Annotated in this window: 17 protein-coding genes; 9 read left to right on the top strand and 8 right to left on the bottom strand. The window is 57.2% G+C overall.

The window, feature by feature from the left end; all coding sequences use genetic code 11:
- The first annotated feature begins 310 nt into the window (after positions 1–310).
- Together KFK14_RS21950 and KFK14_RS21945 are read left to right on the top strand one after the other, a co-directional pair.
- Positions 311–994 carry a GntR family transcriptional regulator gene (locus KFK14_RS21950; RefSeq protein WP_212609122.1) on the top strand — a complete coding sequence of 228 codons (684 nt, stop codon included), beginning with the start codon at positions 311–313 and terminating at the stop codon, positions 992–994.
- A 249-nt stretch (positions 995–1,243) separates the two neighbouring features.
- Complete coding sequence (locus KFK14_RS21945) at positions 1,244–1,678, top strand: TonB-dependent receptor plug domain-containing protein (protein ID WP_212609121.1); 435 nt, start codon at positions 1,244–1,246, stop codon at positions 1,676–1,678.
- 36 nt (positions 1,679–1,714) lie between these two features.
- On the opposite strand, the gene istB is transcribed toward KFK14_RS21945, so the two are convergent.
- Entirely contained in the window at positions 1,715–2,575 is an 861-nt protein-coding gene (istB, locus tag KFK14_RS21940; protein ID WP_212608198.1) for an IS21-like element helper ATPase IstB, read from the bottom strand.
- Entirely contained in the window at positions 2,572–3,834 is a 1,263-nt protein-coding gene (istA, locus tag KFK14_RS21935; RefSeq protein ID WP_212608199.1) for an IS21 family transposase, read from the bottom strand. Before istA ends, istB begins: the two co-directional genes overlap by 4 nt.
- A 157-nt stretch (positions 3,835–3,991) precedes the next feature.
- Here istA and KFK14_RS21930 point away from each other — a divergent pair, with 157 nt between their 5' ends.
- Positions 3,992–4,879 (top strand): TonB-dependent receptor, encoded by an 888-nt coding sequence (locus KFK14_RS21930; RefSeq protein ID WP_212609120.1) that lies wholly within the window; start codon positions 3,992–3,994, stop codon positions 4,877–4,879.
- 52 nt (positions 4,880–4,931) lie between these two features.
- A protein-coding gene (locus KFK14_RS21925; RefSeq protein ID WP_212609119.1) for an IS3 family transposase occupies positions 4,932–6,283 on the top strand; the annotation gives its coding sequence in 2 pieces (ribosomal slippage) (positions 4,932–5,267 and positions 5,270–6,283; 1,350 coding nt in all).
- Between the two features lie 35 nt (positions 6,284–6,318).
- On the opposite strand, the gene KFK14_RS21920 is transcribed toward KFK14_RS21925, so the two are convergent.
- From KFK14_RS21920 to KFK14_RS21905, 4 genes are all read right to left on the bottom strand, one after another.
- On the bottom strand, positions 6,319–7,512 hold the full coding sequence (locus KFK14_RS21920) for a TonB-dependent receptor (RefSeq protein WP_212609118.1): 1,194 nt from the start codon (positions 7,510–7,512) through the stop codon (positions 6,319–6,321).
- Positions 7,513–7,580: 68 nt separating this feature from the next.
- Complete coding sequence (locus tag KFK14_RS21915) at positions 7,581–8,159, bottom strand: aromatic-ring-hydroxylating dioxygenase subunit beta (RefSeq protein WP_246524734.1); 579 nt, start codon at positions 8,157–8,159, stop codon at positions 7,581–7,583.
- The gene (locus KFK14_RS21910; protein ID WP_212609117.1) at positions 8,152–9,516 is read right to left on the bottom strand and encodes an aromatic ring-hydroxylating oxygenase subunit alpha; all 1,365 of its coding nucleotides are present in this window, start codon (positions 9,514–9,516) and stop codon (positions 8,152–8,154) included. The genes KFK14_RS21915 and KFK14_RS21910 overlap by 8 nt, the downstream gene beginning before the upstream one ends.
- Before the next feature lie 9 nt (positions 9,517–9,525).
- Entirely contained in the window at positions 9,526–10,320 is a 795-nt protein-coding gene (locus tag KFK14_RS21905) for an NAD(P)-dependent oxidoreductase (protein ID WP_212609116.1), read from the bottom strand.
- A gap of 269 nt (positions 10,321–10,589) precedes the next feature.
- Here KFK14_RS21905 and KFK14_RS21900 point away from each other — a divergent pair, with 269 nt between their 5' ends.
- Positions 10,590–11,630 carry an aromatic ring-hydroxylating oxygenase subunit alpha gene (locus KFK14_RS21900; RefSeq protein ID WP_212609115.1) on the top strand — a complete coding sequence of 347 codons (1,041 nt, stop codon included), beginning with the start codon at positions 10,590–10,592 and terminating at the stop codon, positions 11,628–11,630.
- 157 nt (positions 11,631–11,787) lie between these two features.
- On the top strand, positions 11,788–12,375 hold the full coding sequence (locus tag KFK14_RS21895; RefSeq protein ID WP_212609114.1) for a TetR/AcrR family transcriptional regulator: 588 nt from the start codon (positions 11,788–11,790) through the stop codon (positions 12,373–12,375).
- Between the two features lie 79 nt (positions 12,376–12,454).
- Here KFK14_RS21895 and KFK14_RS21890 read toward each other — a convergent pair whose 3' ends face one another.
- On the bottom strand, positions 12,455–13,678 hold the full coding sequence (locus KFK14_RS21890; RefSeq protein ID WP_066768497.1) for an IS256 family transposase: 1,224 nt from the start codon (positions 13,676–13,678) through the stop codon (positions 12,455–12,457).
- A 21-nt stretch (positions 13,679–13,699) separates the two neighbouring features.
- Complete coding sequence (locus KFK14_RS21885) at positions 13,700–14,467, bottom strand: TetR/AcrR family transcriptional regulator (RefSeq protein WP_212609113.1); 768 nt, start codon at positions 14,465–14,467, stop codon at positions 13,700–13,702.
- Positions 14,468–14,639: 172 nt separating this feature from the next.
- On the opposite strand from KFK14_RS21885, the gene KFK14_RS21880 reads away from it, so the two are divergent.
- The 3 genes from KFK14_RS21880 (at position 14,640) to KFK14_RS21870 (ending at position 17,605) form a co-directional block, all read left to right on the top strand.
- Positions 14,640–15,491 (top strand): fumarylacetoacetate hydrolase family protein, encoded by an 852-nt coding sequence (locus KFK14_RS21880; RefSeq protein WP_212609112.1) that lies wholly within the window; start codon positions 14,640–14,642, stop codon positions 15,489–15,491.
- A gap of 79 nt (positions 15,492–15,570) precedes the next feature.
- Positions 15,571–16,797: an NAD(P)/FAD-dependent oxidoreductase gene (locus KFK14_RS21875; RefSeq protein ID WP_212609111.1), complete on the top strand. Its 1,227-nt coding sequence runs from the start codon at positions 15,571–15,573 to the stop codon at positions 16,795–16,797.
- A 193-nt stretch (positions 16,798–16,990) separates the two neighbouring features.
- Positions 16,991–17,605 carry a VOC family protein gene (locus KFK14_RS21870; protein ID WP_212609110.1) on the top strand — a complete coding sequence of 205 codons (615 nt, stop codon included), beginning with the start codon at positions 16,991–16,993 and terminating at the stop codon, positions 17,603–17,605.
- The last annotated feature ends 25 nt before the right edge of the window (positions 17,606–17,630 follow it).

Here is a 17,630-nt window from a genome sequence, read left to right as displayed (position 1 = left end):
CCGTCTTGCTGACGGAATCGGTGGTTCGCCCCGGGACTTGGTCGGGATCGATCGGTACTGAGCGCATTCGCGTTACTGAAGGCCACCTTCGCTTTGGCCTAAGTCGACCATGCCGGCCCGTTTCAATCTAGCGAACTGGCACGCCCTTGGTACGGGCAGCACGATGATGCATATCGTGACGAGGCCGGTATCGATACGCCCCTGGCCGAACATGCGATCGTGCATGACCGAGCGGCGTTCTTGAGCTACAGTTCTCCATATGAATGGCAGGCGCCCACACTTCGCAAACGACGTACCTCTGCACTATCAGGTGTACGAAATCGTCCGTGCCGAGATAACGGATGGCTTATTCATAGGTAACGAGGATTTTCCTGGCGAGGCGGAGCTTGCCAAGATGTTTGGCGTCAGCTTGGCGACGTCGCGCTTGGTGCTGCAGAGGCTTGCGGCCGATGGCCTGATAGATCGCGGTAGAGGTCGTCGGTCGCTGGCGACGTTCAAGGTCGGAGCGCAGCGCGTCACTCCGCTTGCCGGCAATCGAGGCGTATTCGACTATAAGATACTCCAGCTTGATGAAGGCATAGCGCCGTGGGCAGCCTGTCAGGCTCTCGGCCTCAGGGAAGGGTCGTCAACTTGGCGGTGTTTGCGCCTCAGATTGCTGACAGGGCGTCCGCATAGTGTGACGGTTCATTACCAGCGCGAAGAGGTCGGCCGTCTCCATGACGCCGCAGCTTTGACGAAGGTGTCGATGCCACTGCTACTGGAGGCGGCGGGCCTGCAGACAGAGAGGGACGAGCGCATCGTCGGCGTCATGCGGCCCCCGCCCATTGTGAGCGAGGCTCTGAACATCGATGTATGGAACAAGGTCCTCGTGACGACGCTAGTGAGTTTCGCGGGAAATGGTCCCGCGACGGAATACGCCCGTATCTTCTTCCATCCCGACGAGCAGAACTCGCTGACGGCCATGGCGGCCTACGGCGACGGCGGAGAGCGATGACCGGAACCGCGCGTCCCCGTCACCCCTGACGCAAATTCCCGAATTGGGCGTACGACCGGGATTGGTCGTTTCCGCTTGACTTCCAAATCACCGTGTCACATGTGTTTATGTGATTAAGGCGTTGCGGCATCTTGCCGACAAGTCGCCATAAATGGGAGAGATGAAGTGAGGGGACGGTATCTCGGTGGGGCGGCTGCAGCGTTCGTATTCGCATGTCCAGCGGTCGCACAGGACAATGGCGCGATCGGCATGACGCCCCCAGACGCTGCTGCATCGGACAAGGCGCCCGGCCTTGAGGAGATCGTTGTCACCGCACAGCGTCGCGCCGAGAATCTCCAACGAGTACCGATCGCCGTGACGACCGCCTCGGGCGTGCAGCTCGCGGCGCGTGGGATCACCGACACGATGCAGCTGAACACCTTGTCTCCGGGTCTCAACATCCGGTCCTCGGCCGGCGCGTTCCAGCCATACATTCGCGGCATTGGCACCTCCAGCAACGTCGTGGAGAACCCGGTTGCGCTCTACATTGACGGGGTCTACTTCCCAAACCAGCGGGAAGGGACCCGCCAGTTAGACGACATCGCGCAGATCGCCGTGCTGAAGGGGCCGCAAGGCACGTTGTTCGGACGGAACGCCACCGCGGTGTCAACGGGCGCCGAAGATTCCGCAAAAGTGGGCATCTAAAATTCCCTAGTTTGGCGGGAGGGTTTGTTTCGGTGATCAGCCGTGATGGAGATCGGGCTTTTCCTTTGCTGGCGGGCGGCCGCGCCGTTTCGGCAAGGGCGGTGGGTTGATGGACGTTGCCATGCGCGCATGCTCGGGCAGGAGGTCGGCGTGCTGTCGCATGCGATAGCTGGAGCCCTCGATCTGGATGACGACAGCGTGGTGAAGAAGGCGGTCGAGCAGCGCGGTGGCCACCACCGGATCGCCAAAGACATCACCCCATTCGGCGAAGCCGCGGTTGGACGTCAGGATCATGGCACCCTTTTCATATCGGGCGTTGACGAGCTGGAAGAAGAGATTGCCGCCCCCGGGCGTGACGGGAAGATACCCGATCTCATCTACGACGAGCAGGGAGGATCGGCATAGGAAGCGGATCCTCTCGCGCAGCGTGCCCTCCCGTTCCGCCTTGGTCAGTGAAGCGATCAGATCGGCGAGCGGGATGAAGTAGACGCTCTTGCCCGCCTTCACGGCCTCGACAGCAAGGGCAGTGGCGATATGGCTTTTCCCGGTACCGGGAGGACCCAACAGATGCACCACCTCGGCCCGGTTGATGAAGTCCAGGCCAGCGAGCGCCAGGATGCGGTTCCGGTCGAGCGATGGCTGGAAGGAGAAGTCATATCCGTCCAGAGTCTTGATGATCGGCAGCCTTGCCATGCGCAGGGCCGCCTTGATCCTGCGGTTCTCCCGGAGCGACAGTTCTTCGTTCAGCAATATGTCGATGGCCTCGATGCCATCGATTTTGCCCTGCTCTATGCCGCGCAGGGTGGCGTCGAGCATCTCCAGGGCGCGTGGCATTTTAAGATGGACCAGGCTGCGGCGGATATTATCGACGCGGGATGCGGCACCCCCATGGTTCATGGCCGTTCTCCCCGCGCCAGTTGGCTGCCGATCGCCTGATAGATGGCCAGGGAGCGCACAGCGACATGCTGGCCTATACGACCGATGGCGATTACCTCTTTGCCATGGATACGGCGCTTGGCGCCGCTGCCGCCTGTCCGATGCGTAGGATCGATCCTGTACTGTCGGCGCCCCTCAAGAACCGGGTGCTCGGCAATGACCTGGCCCAGGTCTACGATCCGGATCTTGTCGGGCAACTGCTGGATTTCGACGACGCGCCGGGTGCGATCGGGAACGCTGTAGTAATTGCCGCCGACCGAGACCATCCCATCGTGGCTGACGCGGCGCTCCAGCTTCAGAACAGCGTCAAAGCGGCCCGCCGGAAGCAGCTGCAACTCAGGCTGCTCGGCGGCGAAGGCTTCAGCAATAATCCGCTGCGTCGTGCCGTGGACACGGACGTTGGCGACGGTATCGAGCCAGTCGATCAGCTGGACATTGAGATCGTCCAGATTGCGGAAGCTCCGGCCCAGGAAGAAGTCTTTGCGGATATAGCTGAATGGCCGCTCGACCTTTCCCTTGGTCTTGGCCCGATAGGGACGGCAGGCGCGCGGCACGAAGCGATAATGCCCGGCCAGAGCCAGCAATGATCGATTGTAGATGATGTGGCCCTGATCGTCTTCCCCGGTCACAGCGGTTTTCATGCGATCGTAGAGGATCTCGATCGGGACGCCGCCGAGCGCTTCAAAGGCCTGCATATGACAGCGCAACAGGCTTTGGAGATCCTGATGCATGACGTAGCGCGCAAACAGGAAGCGCGAATGTCCCAGCACCAGGCTGAACAGCCAGACGATCCGGCTGACGCCGGGCTCATCGGTAAATTCGACGACGAACCGGGCAAAGTCGACCTGTGCCTGCACGCCAGGCGGCGTCTCGAACCGAACCTCAAAGGGCTTAGGGCCGTTTTCCGGCCGGATCGCTGCCAGGAACCGCTTTACCGCGGTATAGGCGCCCATATACCCCAGCTCACGGATTTCCCGCGTCAGACGCGCCGCCGTCAGATCGGGAAAGGCCGTCACTCGCTCACGCAAAAATTCCAGATAGGGTGCCAGTTTGTTCGGTCGCCCCAGCATGCGAGGGCCGTAAACCGGGGCCTCGATGCCCCGTTCGATATATTTTCGGATGGTTTTGGGGTCGCGACCAGTGCGTCGGGCAATGGCGGATATCGATACGCCCTGCCGATGTAGTTCGAGGATCATCATCAATTCTCCAAGTCGGATCATCGGCCCCGTCTCCGTGTCTGCAAAGGAGATGAGGACAATGTCGGCTCATCTCATTCTGCCGGGGCTAGCCCCGGCAGAATGAGATGAAGGGGCCACCAACTAGGGAATTTTCAAAGCCCACTTTTGCGGAGAATTGCACGACCGATGACACGCGGGCGTGATCCAGGTCACGACGTTGCCGCCGAGCCACGAGTTCCAGGGGACTGCGAAGGCCGAGATCGACAATTACGCGACGATGCGGGCGAGCGTTTACGTCACCGGCGGCTTGGGCAAGGACCTCGCTGCGAGCCTATCCGTCGCTTACGGGCACCAAGGCGACGGATGGGGCCGGAACACGGTGACGGGCAACGACACCTTCCGGACCAAGTACGATTTCTCCGCGCGCGGCAAGTTGCAGTTCGAACCCGGTGACACGACGAAGCTCACGCTCATCGCGGACTACATGAACCGCCTCGCTCTCACGAACAGCTTTGTGCCCTATCAGAACCGGCCCCTTCTCCAGCCGGGCGCTCAGGTCACCAGCGTCTTCGACACCAATTCCGCGCTGGACAACACTTCCGGTTTCAAAGGAGGCGGAATCAGCCTGACGGTCGATCAGGACGTCACATTCGCAAAGCTGCTTTCGATCACGTCCTACCGTCGCGGCCAAACGACCTACGACTTCCAGACGCTGCCCACTCCGATCGTCGCCCTGCGCACCGCGTCTCCGGACGCGCCATCGGAGAGCATCACCCAAGAGCTGCAGTTGCTGTCTCCGACCAATGGCCGCTTCAAATGGGTACTCGGCGGCTACCTTTACCATAACGACCTTGGGACTGACCCCGTGTTCCGCCAGTTCGGGGGCGTGACGGCGCCGGCCGCAACGTCGACGGCGAGTTCGATCACGCGGGCGACGGAACGCACGGACTCGGTCGCCCCTTTCGCCCAGGCGAGTTGGGAGTTCGTCCCCGACACAACGCTGACCGCCGGGGTTCGATATACGTATGAGCGCCGCAGGCGCTTCGATGCGAGCTGTCCCCCGTCAGCACCTATGGCACAGATTTGAGGTTGTGATTTAAGGAGGATTTGGGCTTCGTCGTAGTGACGAAGGAACGAAGATGAAGCCCAAATCCTCAAGCACCAAAAAGCCTGCCGAGCAGGTCGTAAAGGACATCCGCCGCAAGACCCGTCGGCACTTCTCTGCTGAAGACAAGATCAGGATCGTGCTCGATGGCCTGCGCGGCGATGACTCCATTGCCGAGCTGTGCCGCCGTGAAGGGATCGCACAGAGCCTGTATTACACCTGGTCCAAGGAGTTCATGGAGGCCGGCAAGCGTCGTCTGGCTGGTGACACTGCGCGTGCTGCGACCACGGACGAGGTGAAGGACCTGCGCCGTGAGGCCCGTGATCTGAAGGAATGTGTGGCCGATCTCACCCTGGAGAACCGTCTGCTCAAAAAAAGCATGATCGCGGATGGGGGAGACGACGAATGAGATACCCTGCATCCGAGAAGCTGGAGATAATCCGGATCGTCGAGCAGTCGCACCTGCCCGCCAAACGCACGCTGGACCAGCTCGGCGTGGCACGGCGCACCTTCTACCGCTGGTATGATCGTTACCTTGAAGGTGGCCCCGAGGCGCTGGCAGACCGACCATCCGGGCCGAGCCGGGTGTGGAACCGCATCGGCGAGGATGTCCGGCAGCAGATCGTCGAGATGGCGCTGGAACAGACCGAGCTGTCCCCGCGAGAACTGGCGGTGCGCTTCACCGACGAGAAGCGCTACTTCGTGTCCGAAGCTACGGTCTACCGCCTCCTGAAGGCCCACGATCTGATCACCAGCCCGGCCTACACCGTGATCAAGGCGGCAGATGCGTTCCACACGCAAACCTCCCGCCCCAACGAGATGTGGCAGACCGACTTTACCTACTTCAAGATCATAGGATGGGGTTGGGTCTATCTCTCGACCGTGCTCGACGATTACTCGCGCTACATCATTGCATGGAAGCTCTGCACCACCATGCGAGCCGAGGACGTCACTGACACGCTCGATATGGCACTGGCAGCCTCAGGCTGCGACCACGCCAATGTGCTGCACAGGCCCCGCCTGCTCAGCGACAATGGCCCCAGCTACATCGCGAGCGAGTTGGCCGAATACATCGACGCCAACAAGATGAGCCACGTGCGCGGCGCACCCTTCCACCCACAGACCCAAGGCAAGATCGAGCGCTGGCATCAGACGCTCAAAAACCGTGTGCTGTTGGAGAATTACTTCCTGCCGGGCGATCTCGAACAGCAGATCAAGGCCTTCGTCGAGCATTACAACCACCAGCGCTACCACGAGAGCCTCGACAACGTCACACCCGCCGATGCCTACTTCGGCAGGGCTGCTGCCATCATCAAACGAAGAGAAAGGATCAAGCGAAAGACACTCGAACATCGGCGCTTGCAACACCGCAAGCTCGCCGCCTAAACATCAATCCAAGACGAGGCCCACACTCCGCTGATCTACGCCGCGAGTTGTGCCAAATGTTCTGACGACAGACATGCTCCCAGAACCCACGTCAGTGGTCCGCTCTTTGTCGAAATAAGCTGAACTTCCTGCGTGAAACTCTTTGCTCGGGTCTTTGGTGATGTCACCACGAAAAATGCACCCGGGACGGCGGAATTATCGAACTGATAGCTGTACTTGTTTTGGCGATAGCTCGTAATCGACAGTAGTTGGGCGAAGGAGAAATTATGCTCGGCCGTGAGGCTGACGCCCCCTCCTTTGAAGTTATTATAAGAGTCGACACCATAGCCGTCATGCACGCTTGTGGGCCTGGGAAGGCTAACAGCGACACCGCCCGGAAATGCCAAGGTTGATCCGTTGTACGGCTGAAACGCATTGGTCAGCTCACTGCGGTCCATGTAGTCACCGATCAGAGTTGCTTCGGTGTCGGCACCCAACTCGAATTTGATCTTACCTCGAGCAGAGAAGTCATGACGCAGCTTAAACGTATCGTTACCAGTTGTGAGGTTTTTACCCCATCCCTCATCCTGTGTCGCATAAGCAATGCCTAGACTTGCTGAAACTCCGGGCGTCAGGCCTCCCGTAGCATAAGCGCTGGTCCGAACTGTGCCGTAGTTGTCAATTTCGGCCTTTGCCTTCGCAGAGAAGGTTTCACTTGGCGCAGCTGTCGTGATTTGAATGACGCCACCCGTCGCGTTCCGTCCAAACAACGTCCCTTGAGGACCTTTTAGAACCGCGATCTGAGAGACATCGTTAAGTTCCCGCATGCCCTCCCGCTGGTTAGGGAGGTAGACTCCATCGATGTACAAGGCGACCGGATTTTCAACGAAGTTGCTCGATGTGCCGACGCCGCGAATTGACGGCTGGAAGGCGCCAGCGGTCGTGCGGATATTTAAACCCGGGGCCACCGTGTTTAGCTGCATCGAGCTTGTGATGCCGCGTGCAGTCAGCTCCGGTCCCGAAGCTGCAGTAACGGCTATCGGCACGCGTTGCAGATTTTCGGCACGCTTCTGCGCTGTGACAACGATGTCTTGAAGCCCAGTGTCCGATCCAGAGCCGATATTGTCTGTGGATGGCGCCGCAACGCTTTGAGCCCCATCCGCGGGTTGGGTCACTTGCGCCTCAACCGGCACGGCTGGAAGGAGGGTTAGAGCGGTACATGCATATAAAAAATGCTTCGAAATAGCCATTTCAAGATCTCCCCTTACATTTTCTGTAACTGTTAATCTTAAGTTTAGTGAAATATATGTCTATCTACCTAGAACAACGGGAACGCTAGGTTCTTAGCCGTCAAAGTATGCTGGTCTAGAAGAACTCGCCTTGATGTAATTTTTAATTCTCCGGAAACGCGTTTTATTTTATCTTCGCGTCGGCCAAACAAAATATCTGTTTCCGTCTCTAAACGGTTCCGATAGACGATAAAGTGTGATCTCACGTCCACGACATCGCCTTCACGGATTTCTTGGACAGGGCTGTCCAACCGGATATTGGTGACGACATGCGAAACCCGCGACACCGGTTCTTCAGCCCAATGTATTCCGGTCAGCAATTGACGAACGCGGCGCTCAAGGAGATCCTTGTCGTTGTCGAACCAAGATATCTCGCGATCATCCGTCGCATCTCGCTCCCGATTGGCGAAAGCGAGATTCTTGCGGATGGGCATCCAATAACGAAGATTGTCGTCGAAGAAAGTAAGCCAGCGTTCCCAGTCACGGGCATCCAGAACGTCCGCTTCGAGATAGAGAAAGTCCTCAATCTCCCGCATAAGATATAGGTAATCGAGGTTTTTCACTGAGCTCACTCTTTCGATGTCGTTTTGTGTCATGGTGTCACTCACCGGCCTTCCTCCTGTCGAGAAGTTCGTCCCAGTCCGAGGAGTCCATGAGCTCTGCCCATTTGCTGTACAGGGAGCGTGGGTTCTGCTCACTGCCGATCGGATGTTCCGTCACCGTGCCGGCGATCTGATCATCCCTGCCTTCTTGACCCATTCCTGCCTTGTAATGAAAAGGATAGCGGCGCGCGATGGTACCCAATGAACCATTGGTAGCATATTGCCAGTTTTCCATATCATCTTGCTCGGTCATGCCGGCTGGGCCGGAATAGCTCAAATAATAGCGCTTCAGGAACTGTTTAACTTCTTCTGGTGCATCTTTTTCGACAAAGTAAACACGCCACATTTCGGTCTGCTCCGGACCGATAGGATGTGACACGAGGATGGATCTTGGCTGCTGGCAGTGAAAGCTCATGTTCGGAAATATCGTACCGAGTAGTGGCCACACGCCGGCATTCGAGCCCAGACGTTCGTTGCGCAATCTCCACTTCTCCGTGAACCACGCCGATACGACCGGATCACGGCGAAATTCGACACGCTCCTTGCCGACGGGCCATTTGGTGTAAATGAAGCCGTGCCCCTCAGGATGCGTGCTCAGGACGAACTGCCCCGCATCATCGCGACGGCCTTCACCTTCAGACGGATTAATTCCGGCCATATCAACGCTTGCATGGCTGATCGCGTGAAGGACATCGCCGGATCCGTTTTCAGCAATGATCTTCCAGTTACAGTTTACGCGCCAACGCTGGACGCCACCCAGAACTTCGATTTCTCCATCGCCTCCGTCGACTGGTCGGAAGGCCGATTCCATTACATCTTTGGCCTCTCCAAGGTAGACATCGAAATCCGGTGCGCCATCGTCCCAAGTCGCCCAGATCGCGCCGCGGATCGAAGCCGTGCGGGCCCTTACGAGACCCCATTCCCCGCGGTCAAAAGGAGGGACATATGTTTCCCGATAGTCTTGGACGCCAATCAGGCGACCGTCCAGACCGTAGGTCCAGGCATGGTAAGGACAATAAAAGCGCTTTGTGTTACCCTCGTCATAACGACAGACTTTCATCCCGCGGTGCCGGCAGCTGTTTAGCATCACTGACACTTTGTGGTCATTGCCACGCGCTACGATCACCGACTCTTCGCCCATCTTAGACAAGATGAAATCGCCGGGGTTGGGAACTTGACTCTCATGGCCGACATAAAGCCAGGCACGCGAGAAAATCCGCTGCTGCTCGATTTTGTAGACTTCCGGGGAGGAGTAAATCCGTCGATTAATCTCACCCTGCTTCACATCCACGAGCGATCGAAAAATACCTGGCCTCCCGAAGTCTGCTGTGTCGAAGTCAGAGTCCACTTTTTCGTCTATCATGTTCGCCTCCTAAGGAACGATTTCTTCAATGAGTTGCTGCGCCAAGGCTGCGCCAGGAACCGGAATTCCAAGCTCGTGCGCAAAGTCGAGACAAAGTTCGAGATCCTTGTAGAAAACAGGGATCGAATGGGGTCGCAGCGAAAGATCAAACCAGTTATCGGCGATTTTGCTTTGCGCCACGCCTTCGCTCAGAACTTTGATAATCGTTTCTTTTGACAGGCCGGCCGCCAGTCCGACACGGACACCTTCGTAAGCGGCCAACATATTGCCGCTGATTACGATTTGATGGACCAGCTTGGCCTGGGTCGCTGTGCCGAGCGGTCCCGTATGGGTGATCTTCGTGCCCGAGGCCTCAAAGATCGGCCGGCATCGCTCAAGGGTTTCGGAGCTGCCGCCGACCATATACGACATGGTCCTGCCTATTGCTCCCTTTTCGCCACCACTGACCGGCGCGTCGATTAACTGGCAACCTTTTTGATGAATGCGCTCCGCCTGAGCGGCAATCGTGGATGGCGACACCGTGCTGTGTATTACAACGGTGCTGCCGCGCCTAAGCGACCCAACGACTCCATCACTGTCATTTAGCACGCTATGTAGCTGACCATCGTCGCGCACGCATATGAGGATCGCGTCCGACAGGGCGGCGAGATCGCCGGGCGATCTGGCCGCCTTGGCACCAAGGCTCACGAGCTCTCCGACAGCCTTCGCATTTAGATCAAAGACAGTCAGCTCGAAGCCACTTCTGGCGATGTTGGCGGCAAGGTACTTACCTTGCTTGCCCAACCCAATGAATCCGACCTTCATCAGCTCCTCCGCCGCTTCCTCGCGCTGCCGAGCTCGCCTCGATTGGCGCGATTACCCGGAGCAGGTGTGGGAGTAAGCTCAAACTGACTACGAGTCAATATAAACCGTAACCCGACCCAGACCTCCACTCTGCTTCGTTGGTTCTGAGTTGAAAATGAGCTAATTTTGCGGCATATTCCCGGCTAGCATTGATTAGCGGTCAGTTTGCACAATGAAGGCCGTGTCCCAATCGGAGCCTTTGGGTTCACAATATAAGGAAGGAGAGTCTCATGATGTTTGTGCGAAACGCCTGGTATATGGCCGCTTGGTCCGACGCTCTTCTCGAAAAGCCGGTTTCGATCACAATCCTCAGCCAACCGGTTGTGGTGTTCAGGGGCAGTGATGGGGTCTTGGGCGCCTTAGAGGACGTTTGCCCTCACCGCGCCGTTCCTCTTAGCCTTGGCACGATCAATGGGGCGAATATTGTTTGCCCTTATCACGGGATCGAAATTGACAGGCTCGGCGTTTGCCGGAAAAATCCGCATGTAAAAGGGTCGCCGGATCGGCTGAGGGCGAGGTCGTATCCCGTGGCAGACAAGTACGGTATCGTTTGGGTATGGATGGGAAGCGCAGAGGCAGCCGACCAATCATTGATCCCGGATTACACCTGGTTCAATTTGCCCGAGCAATTTGCCGTTGGGCGTGGTTACTTGCATATCGAAGCGGATTATCGGTTGGTAATCGACAACCTAATGGATCTTGCCCACGCTGCCTACATCCATGCCGACACCGTTGGTCAACCCGGCGCCGCCGAGGTCCAGCAGGTAACCGTCAAGAGAGACGACACTTCGATATCCGTCAACACCGTTTGGCCCGATCTCCCTCCAAGTGCGTTGCATCGCCAAGCATGGACCCGCACTGAACGTGTGGACAAATATCTCGACATGAAGTGGGAACCGGCAACCAACCTTTTGCTGGACCTTGGCATCATGGCGCCGGGCGATCCCAGGGAAGCGGGCCTACACATGCCCTCGGCTCATATCCTTGTTCCTGAGACGGAACGCTCCACGCATTATTTTTGGCTCTTCGGCCGCGATTTTGATCGGCAAAACAAGGATTTGACAGCGCGCATTGTCGAAACCGTGGGCCGCGCGTTCGAAACCGAGGATAAGCCTATGATAGAAGCGGCGCAGCGGAATATTGAGCGCCTTGGCGCCCCTTTGCGAAATTTTACCAAGGGAGATCAGGGGTCGGCATTAGTTCGTCGCGAACTGGAGAAACGCGCTAAGGTTGAAAGCGTTTCGCTTGCCGCAGAGGGTGCCATCGACTGACCTTCGCTTGGGCAAACGAGTCACGCTCTGACGATCTTGATCGCCTTGTCTCTTTTAACATTCTAATTTGGCAGAGCGCGGGAATGGCCAACCTTGGCAAGCCGTTCCATTTCGCGCAATAGCGCGGATCGTTGAGATCCCACACTAGGAATTCGTAGTGGCAACCAGAAAGCGATCAAAAGTAGAGGGAAGCGCTCGTGACCGACTGGTTAGCGCTGGGGAAACGCTATTTTCGGACCGAACGATAGACGACGTCAGTGCTAGTGAAATCGCTTCGGCCGCGGGCGTCGCACATGGCCTACTTTTTCACCACTTCGGGACAAAACTGAACTTCTATGTCGAGGTGTTCAAGGCATCCTTCGCCAAGGTTCATGCCGACCGGGAGGCCGCCACGGCAGAGGGCTCACCGGAACAGCGGCTGCGCGCTTTTGTGACGACTCACCTGCATTCCATGGAGGCGCGCAAAGGCGCGTATATATTCTACCATCGGGGCGGAACACCGGAGAAGATCCTGACATTGCTGGAAGAGTCCAGGATGAACGGGGTCAAATTGGTATTGAGCTTTTTCTCGGATCTTCCGCCGTCCGACGTGGACCTCTGCCTCGGCCGCGCCTGGCTCGCGATGGTGAGTGAACTGATTTTGTTTTGGATCCGAAATGGTCATTTGAGCGAGAACGGCATTATCGAAGCTAGTGTAGGCCTTTTTCATCAGATTATGTCGCGAGCCAAACTTATTGCTCCTTAGTTAAGAGCGACGAGGCAGTTTGGATGTCGGCCCTCCGCGGGACTGTCAGGATTTCCGTGTGTGGGCGGGCGGTTAAACATTACGCCGCCATGGCCTTGATGAAGCGTTCGCCGAACAGGACGGCGAACTGGGCCTTGGCCATGGACCACTCACGCGGCGGCATTTTCCACTCTTTCTCGGATCTGTTCAAGATCAGATAGAGCAACTTGGTCGCGGCCTCGTCGTTGGGAAAGTGTCCTCTGGCTCTGACCGCCCGCCGGAGCTGGGCATTCAGGGCCTCAATGGCATTCGTGGTGTAGACGATCCTGCGGACCTCGTCGGGGAAGGCGAAGAAGGGAATAACTTCACTCCACGCCCGCCGCCAGCTCTGGCCGATTGCAGGGTAGCGCCGCCCCCATTCGCTGTCCTCGAAGGCCGTGAGTGCTTCCTCGGCGGCCTTGGCGTCGACGGCGCGGTAAATGCCCTTCAGTGCCGTGGCCAGCGGCTTGCGGTCCTTCCAGGAGACGAAGTCCATTGAGTTGCGCAGCAGATGGACGATGCACGTTTGGACCACGGCTTCTGGGAACACGGCGGTGATTGCGTCAGGGAAGCCCTTGAGGCCATCGACAACGGCCAGCATGATGTCCTCGACGCCACGGTTCTTCAGCTCGTTCATGACGCGCAGCCAGAATTTGGCGCCTTCGTTCTGCTCGATCCACAGGCCCAGAACGACCTTGGTGCCATCGGCCAGCACACCCAGCGCGATGTGGATCGCCTTGTTGCGGACCATGCCCTCATCGCGGATCTTGACCCGAATGGCGTCGAAGAAAACCAGCGGATAGGCCGGATCGAGCGGGCGGGCCTGCCAGGCGGCGACCTCCTCGAGCACGGCGTCGGTGACGGTCGATATGAGGTCCGGCGAAACGTCGATGCCGTATAGCTCGCGCAGATGCCCGGTGATCTCCCGCGTGCTCATGCCGCGCGCGTACATCGACACGATCTTGTCGTCGAAGCCGGGGAACCGGCGCTGGTACTTGGCGATCAGTTGCGGATCAAAGCTGCCCTGCCGATCGCGGGGTACCTCGATCTCGATCTTGCCGGTGTCCGTGACCACCGTCTTGCGGCCATAGCCATTACGGTTGTTGCCGGCCTGGTCGCCGTGCCCAAGATGATGATCCATCTCAGCATTGAGGGCGCGTTCGGCCAGCGCCTTCTTCAGCGAATCCAGAAGGCCACCCTGCTGAAGGGCTGCCGTGGCATCGCCGCCAGCCAGAAGTTGATCCAGTAAATCAGCCGGAATTACCGGCTCCTTGCGTCGGGACATAGTGGGACTCCTTCTTGCCCATTATGCCCGCCCACACACGGAAATCCTGACAGTCCCCCCTCCGCCAGTGGCGCGTGCTACGCCAGATAGCCGTTCGGCTCGCTCGGCAAGGGGAACGTCCCACCAACGTTCATTGTTCGGCAATCCCGCAAAATAGCTTTTGCTCCAAAGAAGCACCTCGTCGATTGCAATTTGCTCCACGCCTAAAGAGCGGAGGAGAAAAGTCACGCCAAAGTCAATATAGTCATCCTGATCTCTGGACGCACGCGTGGAAATACCCCGCATTAGCACTTGATTGATCCCCATCACGAGTTCGCTCGCGAGGTCGGCATTATCAAAGCGAAACTGGCCCGATCTGATACCGGCGGATAAATCCCGATGCATGAAGTTTAAGAAGCTTGAGTTGTCTCTCGGCAAGTCAGCGCGCAGCATGTATTCGGCCCAAATTGGGTCGCCTGCGGCCCGCTTGAGAACCAAAACGGTTCCCACACAAGCTCGCTGCAACGGATCCGTGAGAACATCGTACGCCGGCTCGATCAACGAAGCCAGCTCCTCGGCGAGTTCATGACCGATCATCGCCAATGCCTCGCTAGTTGACGAGAAATAGCGGTAAAACCCGCCCTTGGAAATTCCTGCGACGCGGATCACATCGTCCACTGATGGCGCTGAAATGGGCTGCGCGGCACTAATCTCCATGATTGCACGCAGGATACGCGATCGCATGGCCGCGCGACGGCGGCTTGCGACCAAAATGCGGTGATCTAGCTTCTCTTCATGGCGCTCGGACATGAGGCCATTATCGCGCCTGTCCCCACCTCTGGCAACCTAAGCGAAACGCCGAAGGAAACGGCGCAATTTCATAGTGGACTCAATAGAGCATTATGAACTAAGGTGTAAGGGAATGGTGCGCGGGATGGACACACCACGCGAACGTTGATGCCGCGCGCCCGCAGGTGGGAGGATGATCTTGAAGTTATGTCGCTTTGAAACGCAGGGGTCAGTGGGGATCGGCGCTGTCAAAGATCATCGTATCGCGCCATTGCAAGTCGACGATGTTCGGACGTTAGATGATCTGATCGCTCTTGATAATGATCACCGCAATTTGATTCTCGCTAATCTGGACCAGCGCGAAGCATCGATCCAGCTGCACGATGTTCGATTGCTGTCTCCGATAGTGCGTCCAGGCAAGTATCTCGGGATTGGACTTAATTATGCCGACCATGCTGCGGAAGCCGCTAATCTGGGCTTAAATAAGCCAAATAAGCAAACTTGGTTTAATAAGCAGACGAGTTGCATATCAGGCCCATTCGATCCGGTTCTTCGTGGCAATACGGTACAGCTTGACTATGAGGTTGAACTAGGGGTCGTCATCGGGGCAGTGGCGAAAAACGTTAGCGTGGAAAGAGCGCGCGATTACGTTTTTGGCTATTTTGTTGCTAACGACGTATCGGCTCGGGACTTTCAGTTTCATTCTCCGACGATTACAATCGGCAAGTCCTTCGACACTCATGGCCCGATAGGCCCATGGATCGTGACTGCAGACGAAATCGCTGATCCCCACGCGCTGCAACTGCGATGTTTGGTGAATGGCGCGACACGCCAAGAAGCAAATACGCGGGACATGATTGCCAACATATGGGAACAAATCGCATATCTTTCTTCTGCTTTCACTTTGTATCCAGGCGACCTTCTCGCGACCGGTACACCGTCCGGCGTCGGGGTGGCCATGTCCCCCCAACAATTTCTCCAGCCGGGTGATGTGGTTCGATGCGAGATTGAAGGGGTCGGCACGATTGAGAACAGAGTTGAGTGAGCTGCGACGGTCTAAAGCGACGTCTACAGCCACGTTCAGGCTGCATAGGCTCGCCATATGATAACGCTCGAGAAAAACTATGAGGCGATTTGACGTTCTTATTGTTGGGGCCGGGCACGCCGGAGCGCAGGCGGCGATCTGGCTTCGGCAGCAGGGCTTCGAAGGTTCCGTTGGCATGGTCGGGGACGAGAAGTACCCGCCTTACGAGCGTCCGCCGCTTTCCAAGGAATATTTTGCAGGCGAGAAGAGCTTCGATCGCATCCTGATACGCCCTGTCGCTTTCTGGGGCGACCGCAATATCGAGATGCTAATCGGCTGCCTCGTGACTGCCGTTGATCCTGCCAAAAGACGCGTCACGATCGAGCGCGATGAGATCGGCTATGGTAAGCTGATCTGGTGCGCCGGCGGCAGCCCGCGGATGCTGACATGCAATGGCGCGGACGCGCCCAATGTGCATGCCGTGCGCCGCCGCGACGATGTCGACGCCATGATGGCGAAGATCGATACTATCAAACACGTGACGGTAATCGGTGGCGGCTATATCGGGCTTGAGGCCGCAGCGGTGCTCAGGAAGTTCGGCAAGAAGGTCGTTCTGCTGGAAGCGCTTGACCGCGTGCTCGCGCGTGTCGCGGGCGAGGATCTGTCACGCTTTTACGAAGCCGAACATCGAGCCCATGGAGTCGATCTGCGCACCGGAACCGCGATGGACTGCATCGAAGTGACTGATGGCAAGGCCACGGCTGTGCTGATGAAGGATGGCGAACGCATTGCCACCGACATGGTGGTCGTCGGCATCGGCATCGTCCCGGCGACGGGACCACTGATCGCCGCGGGGGCCGCGGGTGTCAACGGCGTTAATGTCGATCGTTATTGCCGTACCAGTCTGCCCGACGTCTACGCTGTGGGTGATTGCGCGGCACATGAAAACGAATTTGCGCGAGGTGCGCGAATCCGGTTGGAGTCGGTCCAAAACGCGCACGATCAGGCCAAGGTTGCGGTCGACCATATCTTGGGTAAAGACGTGGCCTATCACGCCGTACCGTGGTTCTGGTCCAATCAATATGATTTAAAGCTTCAGACCGTTGGTCTTTCGACCGGCCACGACCAGGCCATTTTGCGCGGCGATCCCGCCTCTCGAAGCTTCTCGGTCATATATCTGCGCGAAAAAGCGGTGATCGCACTTGATTGCGTCAACATGGTCAAGGATTATGTTCAGGGCAAAGCGCATGTCGTGTCCGGCGCGGTGCTAAATCCTGCACATCTTTCGGATACTGCCGTGCCGCTGAGAGACCTGCGCGATTTCTAGTCTGATTGAGGCCAGTTTCTCACATTCAACGAGAAATTTGGGGCATTCTGCTGGAAACTTCGTGGACTGCGTAATCGCGATAACGCCGCAGCTTTCAATATTTTCATACTGGACTTAAAGGTGCATTATGATATTTTAGAAAGCCTGCAGTGGCGCGAAAACCGCCGACATTGGTAAATCGGGAGAGAGGCTCATGTTGACCGACCAAGTGACTAAAACAAGATCACCTGCCAACCTCCAATTCAGCCATATGGGCCTGAGCGTCCGGGATATTGGGGCCATGGAGAACTTCTATACCAACGTTCTCGGCTTCACTGTTACCGACCGCGGACTGATCGAAAGCGGCATGAAGTCGCCAATGTCGCTAATATTCCTCTCCCGCGATCCGAATGATCATCATCAAATTGTCTTGACCACCGGAAGGCCCGCTCAGTTACCCAAAAATGAATGCAACGAGCAATTCGGGCCTAGCATCAATCAAATCTCATTCAAGATGGCGTCGATCTCCGATCTCCGCGATATGTATGAACGACTTATGGAGGCGGGACACGGCAATGTCATGCCGGCGAATCATGGCGTCGCGTGGAGTATTTACGCGCATGATCCTGAGGGAAACAACCTTGAATTCTTTGTAGACACGGAGTGGTATTTTCCACAGCCGTTTCTTGTTCCGTTAGATTTGTCGCTCAGCGACGACGAAATTTACTCGGAGACCGAGGCCTTTTGTAAAAGCCAGAAGGATTTTGAGCCTTACAAAGAGTGGCGTAAGCGAATTGGTCCGAAAATGGCGGGCTATCGATCTATATGAATCAGTCAACTGCAACGGCATTATA

The organism is Sphingobium phenoxybenzoativorans (assembly GCF_018286635.1).
Classification (GTDB): Bacteria; Pseudomonadota; Alphaproteobacteria; order Sphingomonadales; family Sphingomonadaceae; genus Sphingobium; species Sphingobium phenoxybenzoativorans.
Note: the sequence above shows the minus strand (reverse complement) of the source record. Positions and strands in the feature narration are given on the sequence as shown.

Bases quoted from the DNA above. Each gene is read 5' to 3' on its own strand.
- istB (WP_212608198.1), bottom strand. From the start codon at position 2,575: ATGAACCATGGGGGTGCCGCATCCCGCGTCGATAATATCCGCCGCAGC.
- KFK14_RS21910 (WP_212609117.1), bottom strand. From the start codon at position 9,516: ATGATAGACGAAAAAGTGGACTCTGACTTCGACACAGCAGACTTCGGG.
- KFK14_RS21880 (WP_212609112.1), top strand. From the start codon at position 14,640: ATGATCTTGAAGTTATGTCGCTTTGAAACGCAGGGGTCAGTGGGGATC.
- KFK14_RS21875 (WP_212609111.1), top strand. From the start codon at position 15,571: ATGAGGCGATTTGACGTTCTTATTGTTGGGGCCGGGCACGCCGGAGCG.
- KFK14_RS21945 (WP_212609121.1), top strand. From the start codon at position 1,244: ATGACGCCCCCAGACGCTGCTGCATCGGACAAGGCGCCCGGCCTTGAG.
- KFK14_RS21920 (WP_212609118.1), bottom strand. From the start codon at position 7,512: ATGGCTATTTCGAAGCATTTTTTATATGCATGTACCGCTCTAACCCTC.
- istA (WP_212608199.1), bottom strand. From the start codon at position 3,834: ATGATCCGACTTGGAGAATTGATGATGATCCTCGAACTACATCGGCAG.
- KFK14_RS21885 (WP_212609113.1), bottom strand. From the start codon at position 14,467: ATGTCCGAGCGCCATGAAGAGAAGCTAGATCACCGCATTTTGGTCGCA.
- KFK14_RS21900 (WP_212609115.1), top strand. From the start codon at position 10,590: ATGATGTTTGTGCGAAACGCCTGGTATATGGCCGCTTGGTCCGACGCT.
- KFK14_RS21890 (WP_066768497.1), bottom strand. From the start codon at position 13,678: ATGTCCCGACGCAAGGAGCCGGTAATTCCGGCTGATTTACTGGATCAA.
- KFK14_RS21870 (WP_212609110.1), top strand. From the start codon at position 16,991: ATGTTGACCGACCAAGTGACTAAAACAAGATCACCTGCCAACCTCCAA.
- KFK14_RS21905 (WP_212609116.1), bottom strand. From the start codon at position 10,320: ATGAAGGTCGGATTCATTGGGTTGGGCAAGCAAGGTAAGTACCTTGCC.